14 protein-coding genes and 2 pseudogenes are annotated in these 13025 nt (G+C 43.1%); 7 read left to right on the top strand and 9 right to left on the bottom strand.

Features of this window, described 5'->3' with window-relative positions:
- Nucleotides 1-494 (top strand): annotated as a pseudogene (locus tag AC6RV6_RS28315) (DUF4912 domain-containing protein); the annotation flags it as partial.
- A 132-nt stretch (nucleotides 495-626) separates the two neighbouring features.
- Nucleotides 627-1529: a cell division protein FtsX gene (locus AC6RV6_RS28310; RefSeq protein WP_500244250.1), complete on the top strand. Its 903-nt coding sequence runs from the start codon at nucleotides 627-629 to the stop codon at nucleotides 1527-1529.
- A 19-nt stretch (nucleotides 1530-1548) separates the two neighbouring features.
- Here the strand turns inward: AC6RV6_RS28310 and AC6RV6_RS28305 are convergent, their stop codons facing one another.
- Nucleotides 1549-2637, bottom strand: a complete 1089-nt coding sequence (locus AC6RV6_RS28305) for an ABC transporter substrate-binding protein (RefSeq protein ID WP_500244249.1) — start codon at nucleotides 2635-2637, stop codon at nucleotides 1549-1551.
- A 46-nt stretch (nucleotides 2638-2683) separates the two neighbouring features.
- Between AC6RV6_RS28305 and AC6RV6_RS28300 the strand changes: the two genes are divergently transcribed.
- Nucleotides 2684-3580, top strand: a complete 897-nt coding sequence (locus AC6RV6_RS28300; RefSeq protein WP_500244248.1) for an alpha/beta fold hydrolase — start codon at nucleotides 2684-2686, stop codon at nucleotides 3578-3580.
- Between the two features lie 16 nt (nucleotides 3581-3596).
- Here the strand turns inward: AC6RV6_RS28300 and AC6RV6_RS28295 are convergent.
- The 3 genes and pseudogenes from AC6RV6_RS28295 to ribBA all read right to left on the bottom strand — a co-directional run.
- Nucleotides 3597-3761 (bottom strand): annotated as a pseudogene (locus AC6RV6_RS28295) (VapC toxin family PIN domain ribonuclease); the annotation flags it as partial.
- A gap of 12 nt (nucleotides 3762-3773) precedes the next feature.
- On the bottom strand, nucleotides 3774-4091 hold the full coding sequence (locus AC6RV6_RS28290; RefSeq protein ID WP_500244247.1) for a hypothetical protein: 318 nt from the start codon (nucleotides 4089-4091) through the stop codon (nucleotides 3774-3776).
- Nucleotides 4092-4193: 102 nt separating this feature from the next.
- On the bottom strand, nucleotides 4194-5864 hold the full coding sequence (gene ribBA / locus AC6RV6_RS28285) for a bifunctional 3,4-dihydroxy-2-butanone-4-phosphate synthase/GTP cyclohydrolase II (RefSeq protein WP_500244246.1): 1671 nt from the start codon (nucleotides 5862-5864) through the stop codon (nucleotides 4194-4196).
- Nucleotides 5865-5984: 120 nt separating this feature from the next.
- Here ribBA and AC6RV6_RS28280 point away from each other — a divergent pair, with 120 nt between their 5' ends.
- Complete coding sequence (locus tag AC6RV6_RS28280) at nucleotides 5985-6590, top strand: hypothetical protein (RefSeq protein ID WP_500244245.1); 606 nt, start codon at nucleotides 5985-5987, stop codon at nucleotides 6588-6590.
- Between the two features lie 16 nt (nucleotides 6591-6606).
- On the opposite strand, the gene AC6RV6_RS28275 is transcribed toward AC6RV6_RS28280, so the two are convergent.
- From AC6RV6_RS28275 to AC6RV6_RS28265, 3 genes are all read right to left on the bottom strand, one after another.
- Complete coding sequence (locus tag AC6RV6_RS28275; protein ID WP_500244244.1) at nucleotides 6607-7830, bottom strand: MFS transporter; 1224 nt, start codon at nucleotides 7828-7830, stop codon at nucleotides 6607-6609.
- Nucleotides 7831-7938: 108 nt separating this feature from the next.
- Nucleotides 7939-8337 carry a hypothetical protein gene (locus AC6RV6_RS28270; RefSeq protein ID WP_500244243.1) on the bottom strand — a complete coding sequence of 133 codons (399 nt, stop codon included), beginning with the start codon at nucleotides 8335-8337 and terminating at the stop codon, nucleotides 7939-7941.
- Between the two features lie 243 nt (nucleotides 8338-8580).
- Nucleotides 8581-9795, bottom strand: a complete 1215-nt coding sequence (locus tag AC6RV6_RS28265; RefSeq protein WP_500244242.1) for a glycosyltransferase — start codon at nucleotides 9793-9795, stop codon at nucleotides 8581-8583.
- Nucleotides 9796-10078: 283 nt separating this feature from the next.
- Here AC6RV6_RS28265 and AC6RV6_RS28260 point away from each other — a divergent pair, with 283 nt between their 5' ends.
- The 3 genes from AC6RV6_RS28260 to AC6RV6_RS28250 are packed head-to-tail and all read left to right on the top strand — an operon-like array spanning nucleotide 10079 to nucleotide 11923.
- The gene (locus tag AC6RV6_RS28260; protein ID WP_500244241.1) at nucleotides 10079-11122 is read left to right on the top strand and encodes a dipeptide epimerase; all 1044 of its coding nucleotides are present in this window, start codon (nucleotides 10079-10081) and stop codon (nucleotides 11120-11122) included.
- Between the two features lie 58 nt (nucleotides 11123-11180).
- A complete protein-coding gene (locus AC6RV6_RS28255; RefSeq protein ID WP_500244240.1) occupies nucleotides 11181-11597 on the top strand; it encodes a XisH family protein in 417 nt (138 codons plus the stop codon).
- A complete protein-coding gene (locus AC6RV6_RS28250) occupies nucleotides 11585-11923 on the top strand; it encodes a XisI protein (protein WP_500244239.1) in 339 nt (112 codons plus the stop codon). The genes AC6RV6_RS28255 and AC6RV6_RS28250 overlap by 13 nt, the downstream gene beginning before the upstream one ends.
- Nucleotides 11924-11957: 34 nt before the next feature.
- Here AC6RV6_RS28250 and AC6RV6_RS28245 read toward each other — a convergent pair whose 3' ends face one another.
- Together AC6RV6_RS28245 and AC6RV6_RS28240 are read right to left on the bottom strand one after the other, a co-directional pair.
- Nucleotides 11958-12314: a HepT-like ribonuclease domain-containing protein gene (locus AC6RV6_RS28245; protein WP_500244238.1), complete on the bottom strand. Its 357-nt coding sequence runs from the start codon at nucleotides 12312-12314 to the stop codon at nucleotides 11958-11960.
- A complete protein-coding gene (locus AC6RV6_RS28240; RefSeq protein WP_500244237.1) occupies nucleotides 12301-12609 on the bottom strand; it encodes a nucleotidyltransferase family protein in 309 nt (102 codons plus the stop codon). Before AC6RV6_RS28240 ends, AC6RV6_RS28245 begins: the two co-directional genes overlap by 14 nt.
- Nucleotides 12610-13025: the final 416 nt, after the last annotated feature.

Genomic DNA, 13025 nt, shown 5'->3' with positions numbered 1-13025 from the left:
CAGGTATGATGTCGGGGATGGGCATGGAAACCATGTCCGGTATCGGCATGATGTCCGGCGCAGGCTTAACTATGTCCGGCGCAGGCTTAACTATGTCCGGCGCAGGCTTAACTATGTCTGGTGCAGGCTTAACTATGTCTGGTGCAGGCTTAACTATGTCTGGTGCAGGTATGTCGGGAGTTGGCTTTTCCGCTTCTGCACCCCCGATCCGTCCTCGCAAATTCTGGTTAGTTGCTGATGCGGAATTAATTGTCTATGGGGCAACTGAACCCGATGCAACCGTAACAATTGGTGGCAAACCCATCAAACTCAATCCTGATGGAACTTTCCGTTTTCAGATGTCTTTCCAAGACGGTCAACTGGATTATCCCATCATGGCAGTTGCAGCAGATGGGGAACAAACTCGTTCCATTCACATGAACTTTAATCGCGCAACTCCTTCGCGCGATACTAATACTAAAGCAGAAGCTGTGGTGGAGTGGTTTCAGCAATAATTCTCTGATTGTCTAATTTCTAGCCCCGGCCTTGCGTCGGGGTTTTTGTTATTTGCGATCGCATGGTAAATTTTCAGTTACCAGTTATCAGTGATGAAACAACCAATAACCAATAACCAATAACTAATATTCATGTTTCAATTTTTGACCAAATTGGGTTATCTGTGTAGCGAATCGCTATCCAGTTTGCGGCGAGGAGGCTGGATGAATTGGGCGGCAATTAGTACCGTAACGGTTCTCCTCTTTTTGTTTGGCGTTTGCTTGCAAACCTCATGGCAATTAGATTCCCTGCTGGAGCATTTTGGCAATCAATTGGAAATTTCTGTCTATCTCACGCCGGAAACGCAAGGGGAAGCCGTGATCCCAATGGTAAGAGATATCCCTCATGTTAAAGATATTAGAACGATTCCCAAGGAACGCGCTTGGCAATCTTTACTCGAAGAGTTGGGCATTGCCGATGTTGAAGAAGCAACGGAACAACTCGAGGGAAATCCTCTCGTTGATGAGTTGAAAGCGATCGCAGATAATGCCCAAAAAGTCCCAGAAATTGTCGCTCAATTGAATCGCATCCCGGGGGTCGATCGCACGGTCTATGTTAATGAGGCACGAGAACGATTACAACAAATTCAACGAGGTTTGAGTTGGATCGGAATTGTTTTAACCAGCGTACTTTCTTTAACTGCGATCGCAGTTATTACCACAACGCTCAATTTAATTGCTGTCGCACGGCGCAATGAGTTGGAAATTATGCAACTTGTCGGAGCAACTAAAGTTTGGATTTTTCTGCCCTTTATTTTTCAAGGGATTATTTTTGGCTTGGTTGGTGGCGCGTTGGCTTTAACATTAATTACGACGATGAGAACGCTTTTAGCGAATCTTTTCTTTGTCCAAACTGACTTTCTCGCATTTCTCATAGAAGGGTTGCGATTGAGCGCTCTACAATTAAGGCTTTTACCTGTTGTTATTTTTACCTTGGGAATTTCTGTTGGCACAATCGGCAGTTTTTTCGCGATTCGTCGTTTTTCTTTTCGCTAATAGGTAAGAGAAAATTGTTTTAACTACTGGTTAAAAGCGTCCAGTAATCGTTTAAAAGTTCGTTTGTTTTATTGTCTAAGGTAACGATTTCTTCGCACAAGCTCAATATTTCTGGGTCAGGAAAAAGGATAGGGTTTTGTTGAAATGGAAGCGGTAATAGATGAAAAGCGGCTTCGCTAGGTGTACCAAAGCTTAAGCGCTGACAAAGTTTTGCTAATAACGACGGTTGCAATACGAAGTTAATCCAAGTATAACCTCCTGCAAGATTAGGAGCCGTTTTCGGAATGACGAGATTATCAATTGCTAGGGCAGAACCACTGGCAGGAATGACAAAAACTAAATCTTCATGTTCTCGGGTTATTCTATTCGCTTCATCAGAATAACACATGGCGATCGCGATATCTCCCGTTAAAATTTGAGTTTTCCAAGCGTCAGTGGTAAAGGTTGCGATCGCAGGTTTTAATTGTTGTAATTTCTCATAGGCTGCTTTGATTTCTTCGGGGTTCGTAGAATTATAAGAACATCCTAATGATTTTAACGCAGCCCCCATAACTTCCCGAATATCATTGACTAAAGTAATTCGTTTAGATAATACTTGTTGATGTTGCCAGAGATAATCCCAATCTTGGGGAGGGTCTTTAATTTGAGTGCGATTATAAATTAATCCTGTTACTCCCCATGCGATCGGAATACTGTGACGATTTTCGGGATCGTAGGCAGGATTTTTAAATTGAGGAAATAGTTGCTCTAAGGCTGGAATTCTAGCTTTATCTAATTCAACAAGTAACTCTAATTGTATCATTTGCTTGACCATATAACTAGAAGGATAAAGAATGCTATATCCTCCGCCTCCACTCGCTTGAAAACGAGCCAGCATGGTCTCATTAGAATCAAAGATATTGGCAATACCTAAAATTCCTGTTTCTCTGGTAAATTGTTGCAAAAGTCGATCGTCAATAAAAGCTGCCCAAGTATAGATATATAACTCGTCTGATGAATTTGACAGTGCGGAATTAGCTTGGATATCAGCCAAAGTCCAGCCGCATCCCGAAAGGAATATGCTGAGAAATCCAATTCCCGATTGACTTAAAAGCCGACGGCGCTTCATTTTTTGCGTTACAATAACTTAACGTAACTTAACATTACTGGCGATCGTGCAAACAGCAACTCTTTTACCGACTGAATCTATTCCCGGTGCTTATTGGCAATGGCGGGGTCATTCTATCTATTACGTTAAAGCCGGACAAAAACGAGATCGCCCTCCTCTCCTTCTCGTTCATGGTTTTGGGGCTTCTACGGACCATTGGCGCAAAAATATTTTAGAATTGCAAGCAGATTTTGAGGTGTGGGCGATCGACTTATTGGGCTTCGGACGTTCTGCTAAGGCAAATATACAATATTCCGGGGATTTGTGGCGGGATCAGTTACACGATTTTATCACCGAAATGATTACCGAACCCGTGGTGTTAGCGGGGAATTCTCTCGGGGGTTATGCCTCTTTGTGCGTTGCGGCACAGCGCCCTCAATCTGCCACAGGCTTAATATTATTAAACAGTGCGGGGCCGTTTTCCGAAACAGGTGATGCAGTCCAGAAAAACCCTCTACAAACTGCGATCGCCAAAACAATGCGTTTTATTTTCTTGCAACCGTGGGGCTATTTTCTCCTCTTTCAATATTTGCGCCGTCCGCAAATCATTCGCCGGACTTTAGAAAAAGTTTATTTGGATAAAAGTGCCGTCACCGATCGCTTAGTGGAAGAAATTTATGCACCGTCTTGCGATCGCGGTGCTTTGCAGGTTTTTGCCTCTGTTTTTAAGTCTCCTCAAGGGGAGAAAAATGATGTTTTATTATCTCAATTGCAGCATCCCTTATTAACGATCTGGGGAGAAGGGGATCCGTGGATGAAAGTTTGCGATCGCGCCCCAAAATTCCGTCAACATTATCCCAATTTAAGCGAGCATTTCCTACAAGCAGGTCATTGTCCTCATGATGAAGTTCCCGGACAAGTTAATCAAATCATTCGTGATTGGATTTTGACTGAAAAAGGCTAGAGTAAGTCTTAGTAATTTAAGTTAAAGAGATGCGATCGAAGGGTTGCTTGCGATAGCGTTGGTAAACATAAAAGTCATCATCAAGGGTAGCGATCGCGGCAATATTCAGTCTTTCTGAAATCGCGACCAAAGATAAATCGGCAAAATCTCCCGGTAAATCCGAGTATTTCTCATTGAATTCTGCAAATTGTTGTTAAATTTTTGCGTGTTTATTAAAAATATATTCTGCGACTAATCGCTTGCGAGTGGATCGAGATGAAAAATCTGGCGGCGCATCTTGGAGAAGATGTTCGGGATGTCCTCCTAGTCTTTCTACAATTGTGCTTGATTCTTCAGAATATCCCTCTCGCTTCTCAACAATAGTGGGGCGAGTCTTCACGGGATGAGATTGTAATTTGAGCCAATGTTCATAAATCAAACGTTTAACCAATTCCTCAGAATTCGTTTGTTCTGTCTCTAAAATTTCGACTAAATGACATTCTGTGTCTCGATCTAACTGTAAGTTTAACATAATTTCTCTGACTTCAATAAATACTTTTTTATTGTACCAGAACTCGCTAATACTGGTTACAATACTCTAAATCTAAGGAAAGTCGTATGGAAGCGATCGCAGTTAATCCCTAAAACTATAAATCGTTTGCCGTTCTAAACCCGCGCACAATGTTGAAGGTTTTTGACTCAACGCATACAATTTTCGCGATAAATTTACCTGCAACCCTATCATGGGATCGTCTCCTGTAGAAATCAAGAATTCTAAGCGTTCGAGCCGATTCCACGTTACCAGATCGTCTAAAATACGGCACATGGCTTTGACATAAGGATGCTCGCGATCGAGATACCAATCTGCATCGGCAACATTGGCTTGGTCTAAACCGATATGCACCACTAAAGAGGGTTTACCAAAGATCGCGATCGCAACGGGACGGGATTCTTCTTGTAATAATAAATCTTGGGAACGAACCAAACTGCGAAACTTATCTAATAATTGATAGCGATCGATCGCACTTTTAACGTCTTCTTTCCAATCAATGGCAACTGTCACTAAATAAGTTTGCAATAACAAATGTCCTAACTTATTCGCCTTAGTTGCTAAATATTCTGAATTGTAATCTGTTGCTTCAATGAGTAAAGGAACGCGATCGACAACTTCCAAACCATATCCTTTTAATCCGGCTATTTTACGAGGATTATTGGTAATCAAGCAAATCTGTTTAATCCCCAAATCATTGAGAATTTGCGCCCCCATGCCATAATCCCGCAAATCCGCAGGAAATCCCAATCTTTCATTGGCTTCGACTGTATCAAATCCCATATCTTGCAGGGAATAGGCCTTAAGTTTATTCACCAACCCAATCCCGCGCCCTTCTTGACGCAGATATACGACCACTCCAAACCCCGCATCTTCAATCATTTTTAAGGCACATTGCAACTGCATCCGACAATCGCAACGCAGGGATCCGAGGGCATCTCCCGTCAAACATTCTGAGTGCATTCGTACCGCGATCGCGCGATCGCTAAATTCTTGCGGATTCCCCTTGACAATAGCAAGATGTTCTGTATTATCGAGAACGTTGCGATAGGCGTAAACCTGAAACGTGCCAAACTGGCTGGGAAACTTGCAAACGGATTCTCGATAGACAAAGCGATCGTGTTTGAGGCGATAGCTAATAAGATCGGCAATACTAATCAGTTTGAGCTTATATTTTTCAGCGTATTCGATTAATTCTGGCAACCGCGCCATCGAACCGTCAGGATTTTGAATTTCGCAAATGACCCCGGCAGGATACAATCCCGACAATCGCGATAAATCCACCGCCGCTTCCGTATGACCCGCCCGTTTTAGGACTCCCCCCAATTTGGCACGAATGGGGAAAATATGACCGGGACGGCGCAAATCTTCCCCACGAGTCGCCGGGTTAATGGCAATTTGAATAGTTTTGGCGCGATCGTCGGCGGAAATGCCTGTAGTTACCCCCAGATGAGGGGCGGCATCGATACTGACTGTAAAAGCGGTTTGATTGGGATCGGTGTTTTTGGCCACCATGAGGGGGAGATCGAGTTCATCGAGGCGTTCTCCCGTCATGGCCAGACAAATCAAGCCTCGCGCCTCTACCGCCATAAAATTAATAATATCGGGGGTCGTAAATTGAGCCGCACAAATCAAATCCCCTTCATTTTCCCGATTTTCATCGTCCACGACGACGATAGGGCGACCGGATTTAAAATCAGCAAGGGCAGCATCGATCGAATCAAATTGACAAGCGGTTTGAGTAAGTTTTGGCACAAAAAATTAATAAAAATTCAGCTTGGGTTTATTTTAATTTTAATAGGTTATTGGTGATTGGTTATTTGCCAGTTGTCTTTTCCTGATTACTCTATCGTCTGTTCACTCATTCCTAAATCTATGAATATCCGAATTTTTGCTCTTTTTCTTTGGGCTGGTGTAGGGGCGATCGCCTTGCAATTTCCGGCGAGATCGCAATCTTTGGCGGGTCAATGCCGACAGTCTAACCGCCGCATTGACGTTTATTCTCAGCCGTCTGTCAATCCCAGCAGTCAAACGTTAGCGACCTTAGAACCGAACGTTCAACTGATTTTAGCGGGGAATGGTCAACAGGGCTGGATCTCCGTCCGGCAGCCTGTAGAAGGATTTGTTATCGCTCGCCACCTCACAAAATGTTCCGGCACGCCAACCTCTAACACTCCTAGCCAACCTCAGCCCCAGCCCAGTCCGAGTCCGGTTGTGCCGATTACTCCAGCACTGACCGATCTGCGGGAAGGTAGCTGTCGTTTAGCGATCGTGGATCTGGCGATTCGTTCTCGTCCCAATATTGAAACGGGATCGGAAATTGGCAGTGTGAAAAAAGGTGCCACGGCAACGCTAACGGGTAACACTTCTAGCGATCGCAATGGGCGTTTGTGGTTGCAGATTTCTGCCCCGGTTCGCGGCTGGATTTCTGGCGGACGCAGTGGCGGCAGTAATGTTATTTTATGCGGGAATCAAAATTAAAGTAAAGTTTTTCTCTCTATTGCCTCTTTTTTAATAACTGCTGAATGTAGATTAAAATGCCGATTCCGATCGCTGTTGTTGTTGCGATCGCCAACCAATAAAAGTGCGCGATCGCATCATCTTGTTGTAAGGCAAAACCCATGACTCCACCGCCTAAAACAGGACCGAGAGAGAAGGCAATTCCCCAAGATTGATTGCTCCAAGAAAAATAAGTTCCTCGTAAGGATTTCGGGGCAAGATCGGCGACTAAGGCAAAAGAGGTCGGACCGTGGGCAACCGTTCCCAAAGCAAAAAATGTCATAGTAATCAAAATGAGCGGGGTTGTTTTTTGAGGGGTTGTTCCGATCGCCGAGAGTGCCAGAAAACCAGCACCCCAAAACAACATTGCGCTAATTAACCCTTGGAAGCGATCGCAAGTTTTGAGAAATCGAGCCATCGGAATTTGACAAATGGCAGTTACACTAATGTAATAGGTAATGAAAAAGCCAATTTCTTCAATGTTTAAAATATTTCCTGTTTCTGAAGAAGTAATAAAATTAGTAAAGTAAAGAGAAAGTGTGGTATAAATTTGATTAATATAGAAAATAAAGAAAGTATTGACCAAAATATAGAGAATAAAAGCGCGATCTTGCCAAACTCTCAGCCAATCTTGTTGCAGATCGAGAACTTTATCACCTGCGCGATCGGGTTCGGTAATTGCCAGAGCAATAATGGTAAAGAAAATCAGAAAAGCCAGTCCTTGCAATACAAATAAGATGCGATAATTACCTGATGTCGCAATAATTTTCCCGCCCAAAAATGTTCCGATCGCTAAACCAATTGTATCGGCAACGGTTGCGATCGCATAAGATTCGTGACGCTTGTTTTCTGTCGTCAAGTCGGCGATCGTTGTCTCAATAGAGGGCCAGTAAAGACCGATTCCCAAGCCTAAGCAAAGATTGGCAAGGATGAGGAGGGGTAAATGGTTCGCGATCGCTAAGCCGGCATCCCCAAAAGCAGAAATAACAGCCGAAAGCAATAAAGTTTTTCGCCTTCCCCCAGACTGAGAATCACAAAAAATTCCCCCTAAAAATCGTCCGCCAATGCCTGCCATTGACTGACAGCCTACCGCAAGACCGACGAGAGCGGCGGGCAATCCTATCTCGTTCACAAAAAAGATTGTAGTGTAGAACAAGATAAATCCCGATCCGGTTTGCAGACACAAACGTCCGGCGGCAAGTATCCAAATTTGCAGGGGCATAGGAGAGAAGAAAGGAGGAAGAAGAAACAAGCAAGAAAAAGCGATCGCTTTTTCTGTTAGAAGTGCGATCGCGATGTCAAGTTTGAGTTACAAAACTTTATGAAATGATTAATCCAGATAACCGATTAGCGTCGCAATATCTTCAAAATCATTGGGAGCAACGGGGCGATTTCCCATGACTTTGAGAGTTTCGCTAATAGCTAAATGACTTTTGGTAATGGGGCGATTCCCGGATATAACAATACTGCTACTAATTTCTAAACCACTGGAAATGACGGGACGATCTCCCATTGACTTGTAAGTTCCGACGACATTGAGATGGCTGGGTTCAATGGGACGGTTTTGCGGCAGGGGAAAAGATTGTTGGTAAACTTGAATTCCCGCCGTTTCTCCTTCGGCTTTTTTGTCTTGAGATTGGTTTGCAGGTGCTTCTTTAACTGTCACGGTTTCCCCCTTATCCTGAGAATTTTTTAGATGTGCGCCATTTTGGGCGGCGTTTTGACTCATTGCTCGTTACCCGATAAGATTGAAGGCTTGCCTCTTAACATGAGATAGAGCCTTTATCTATTTTATTTTAATGTTGTTTTAACATTTGATTTAAATCTATACTCTAACCCTACACCTATCTTTACCAAAAGTCGATAAAAATCAATAATCGGAAAGATAAGTTAAAACTTGAGTTTAGGGGATGAACGTGGTTAATGAGAAAATAAATTTTTTAAGTGAGGGTTTTGGACTGCCGAGAATTTTTTATGTTGGATTAGATTCGGAAAGAGAGGGCGATCGCATCGCCTTTTCAGCGTTACATTCCTTGGACTCAGCCGCAAAAGTTGATTCGAGATGTTGCGCCAAAATTTGACGGAATTGTGGAAAAGCAAACCGTTCGAGAGTTTTTTGTCTTAAAATATCTGGCTCGAAAAGGGTTCGGTTAGGATGTGTTCCGCGTAAAATCGCGATGAGATTATTTGCGATCGCGTTTGTATTTTCGGGATCCACCAAACAGCCATATTTACCATAATCCAAAGGTTCTACCGTACCATCGCGATCGCCTCCAAGAACGGGTTTTCCGCAAGCCAATGCTTCTAAATAAACAATTCCAAACCCTTCTCCCGTACTGGGTAGGGCAAAAACATCGCAGAGATTATAATGAGCGCACAATTCTTCGTCGGGAATGAATCCTGTCAGGGTAACGCAGTCTTGTAGGCCAAGTTCTGTAGCTAAAGTGCGAATACGAGGGATATCGTCCCCTTTTCCACCCAAAATATAACGGACATCGGGAAAGTGACGGCGAATTTTGACCAAAGCCTGAAGTAAGCGATCGTAGCCTTTATACTGTGCCAAACGAGTCAACGTAAAAATAACGGGTTGGTTGGCGGTCAAACCGTAGCGTTGCAGTAAATGAGAAGGTTTGGGGGCGATCTTGAAGCGATCGCCGAGGAAAGTATTGGGTAAAATGGCTATGCGATCGGGATCGAGATTTTGTTCGGCGAGGAGGCGATCGCGAGTATAGCGACTGACGGCGAGAACGCGATCGGCATGGCGTAGGGCGCGTTGGCGTTGAGGATGGGCGAGATCCCAGCCTTCCAAACCATGAACGACGATCCAATAGGGCGTTCCCGTGAATTGTTTCAACCAATAGCAAGCGACACCGTAGTTAAGGTGAGTGGCAATAACAAGGCGAGGGCGTTCGAGAATTCCCATAAGCATTGTCCCCGCTAACATGAATAGGCTTTGCAACCATTGAGGAAACTTGCCCAAACAGATAAAACGGGTTTGGGATCGGACGGGAATGTGAGACGAGATCGTTTTATCGTATTTGAGGAAGATGCGATAGGGGGTATGGGGATGGAGGTCTTGCAAGGCTTGCAGCAGGAAAGCCGAGTAAACTTGCACCCCGCCTTTAAAGCCAAAAATATTGGGAAATAGGAGGAAAAAACCGGAATATCTAGGTGAGAAGTTGTACATGAGCAATTGAATAGAGGAAATTTAGCTATACAATCTATTGAATTGGTGACAGGAAAGACTCTGTAATCTGTTCTTGGGTCATACCGGCTCTTTTTATGCACTTGAGGGCTTTTATTTATAAATTGTTACAAAAACCGACTCTTTAAGCAATTTCATTCATTTTCATCAACTCTGATTTTGAGGATAATGAAGCGATCGCAAGTATAAAAAATAAAATTCCTCATTGAGCAATGATGCTATATTTTACACGAGAATACCCCATAGCAGTTGAGTCAGATCGCCAGTGAAAATTGAATCACAACTTTTTAGTGTTCACAAAAAAGTTCCTCTCACAATCAGCCGAGGAACGAGCGTGGAAAATACGAATATTTGGGTAAAAATCCAACACAATAACTTGGAAGGATGGGGAGAAGCCTCGCCCTTTTCTATTACCACAGAAAGCAAACCTACTCCAGAGAAATTACTCGCAGAATTCAACGCACTCATTCCTAGTTTAGAAGTATTTGAACCTTGGGAACGCCAAAAAATTGAGAAGATTTTGCAGGAGGCAAACGCATCAACGGCAGTGAGAGCAGCGATCGATATGGCACTCTACGATTGGTTGGGAAAACGGGCAAATCTTCCCTTATGGAAGTTGTGGGGTTTAGATTTGAGTCGCGTTGTTCCGACTTCTGTAACAGTGGGGATTAGTTCTCCAGAAAGAGCCAGAGAAAGGGTGCGTCAATGGCGAGAAGTTATTGAGGCTAAAGTGATTAAATTAAAACTCGGCAGTCCCGAGGGAATTGAATGCGATCGCGCCCTTTTTCTTGCGGTTAAAGAAGAAGCACCCGAGGCAGAGATTAGTGTAGATGCTAATGGCGGTTGGAGTTTATCTGAAGCGATAAAAATGTCTCAATGGTTGGCAGAACAAGGAGTTCTACATCTTGAACAGCCTTTAAATGCGATTACAGAAAAAGATTTTCCAATTTTATATGAAAAGTCTCCTTTACCGATTTTCATCGATGAAAGTTGTTTCAATAGTGCGGATATTTTGCGTTTATCTGATTGCATTCATGGCATTAATATCAAAATCATGAAAGCGGGAGGACTGACGGAAGCGTTAAATATGATTCGGGTGGCGCGATCGCTCAATTTACAAATCATGTATGGTTGTTATTCTGATAGTATTTTAGCGAATACTGCAATGGCGCAACTTGCTCCCTATGCGACTTATCTCGATCTCGATAGTCACCTCAATTTGATTGACGATCCGTTTCAAGGGGCAATGTTGGAAAATGGCAGGTTAGTGCCAAGAAATTTACCGGGTTTGGGGGTTAAATTGGCATGAGTTGAATGACAAGTGACTTTTTTCGCTAAAATTAACTCAGAATCATCAATTCTCCAAGATGTCGGCTAAAGATAAGTTTCACCAATTAGTTAGAACCGCCCTCGAGAATGAAGGTTGGACGATTACTCACGATCCGTATCATATCGATTTAGGATTTGTAGACTTTTATATTGATTTAGGGGCGGAATTATTGTTAGCTGCAACGAAGGATCGTGAAAAAATTGCAATAGAAATCAAAACTTTTCTTGCACCTTCAACAATCTCAGATTTTCATACCGCACTGGGACAATTTATTAATTATCGCATCGCTTTAGAAGATGACGATCCCGATCGCATACTTTATTTAGCGATTCCTTTAGAAATTTATCAGCGCTTTTTTCAACAGTCTTTCATTCAAAAAGTTGTTCGTCAAAATCAAATCTTGCTTCTTGTTTATGACACGCAAAAAAAGGAGACTTTACAATGGATAAAGTAGAAGAATATCGCCAACTGGTTCAAGAATTACTCATCGATCGCGCAAGCTGGAGAAATCCCGACGATCCGGTAAAAAGCGAGGTTATTTTCGACACGAAACGCGATCGCTATCAATTGGTTCATGTGGGTTGGAAAAATAGCAGCACTCGCATCTATGGTTGCATTATTCACGTTGATATTCAGGATGGGAAAATCTGGGTACAACACGACGGGACAGAAGAAGCGATCGCGAATCGTTTGGTAGCACGAGGAGTTCCCAAACAAGATATTGTTTTAGCGTATCATGCGCCTCACGTTCGGCAGTATACGGAGTTTGCGATCGGGTAGTTTTGCATTGAAGAAGAGATTGCGATCGCATGGTTTATTCCGATGACTCTTTTTCTCTTGCGATCGCTTCTTCTAGCAATGCAAGTAAAGGCTCTAAATCTTCTACGATCGTTTTCCAGACAATATCGAGATCGATTTCATAATAGCCATGAATTAAGCGATTTCTCATGCTAATAATTTGCGCCCAAGGAATCGTTTTAATTTCTGCTTGTTTTTCTCGGGAGACTCTCGAAGCAGCTTCTCCAATAATTTCAACTAATTTAACGAGAGATAGCACCAACATTCTATCAGTTTCAAGGGATTCTCTTGTTTTACCTTGAATAAATGTTGCGATTTCTTGTGCTGCATCGCGCATATGCAGCAAGCGCGTGCGATCGTCAATCTTTGACATATTGTACTTTTGCTTCTTCTAATACTTGTTGTCGAAAATAACGACTGAGTTCGGAAATTGTTCTCAGATCGGCTTTGCGATCGATCATTTCCGAGAGTTCTATTTCCATTCCCGCTAAACGAATATAACCGGGCGTACAATTGGGTTCAAATTCTACCAAGAAATCAATGTCACTTTCGCTAGAAAAATCATCCCGTAAGACCGAACCAAATACGGAAAGTTTATGAATGTGATATTTTTGGCAAAATTGAGCAATTTTGAGATCGGGAAGCGCGATCGCTAGTGTTTCTTGCATTTTCTGTCTTGCAGGTCTCGTCGTCAATCTTGAGTTATTGTTGAATCGGCAAGTTTCATTTTAACTCGCGATCGCTTTTCTTGGCAGATCGCGTCGTTGGGAAGCATGACTCTGGGGTAAATTAGGGAGAAGCGATCGTTCCTCGATCGCCAGCGAAATTCCCCAATCCATTTCAATGGATTTTTCGTATGAGACAGGGATTTTTAATCCCTGGCGGATCGAGATAAGAAGAACAATTTAATTACAGATCGCTTTTCTTGGCAGAGTGCTTCGTTGGCAAGGATGGCTCTGGGGTAAATTAGGGAGAAGCGATCGAGGATCTCGTTATGGTTAATCGCAAATTATTCGCGTTTGTGTTAGGGCTCTAAGTACAGGACAAAAATTGGAGAGAGTCAAGAAAAGCATCAAACTTGTGG

The sequence above is a fragment of the Spirulina sp. LEGE 11439 genome (genome assembly GCF_059821285.1).
This window is presented reverse-complemented; position numbering and strand designations above follow the sequence as displayed.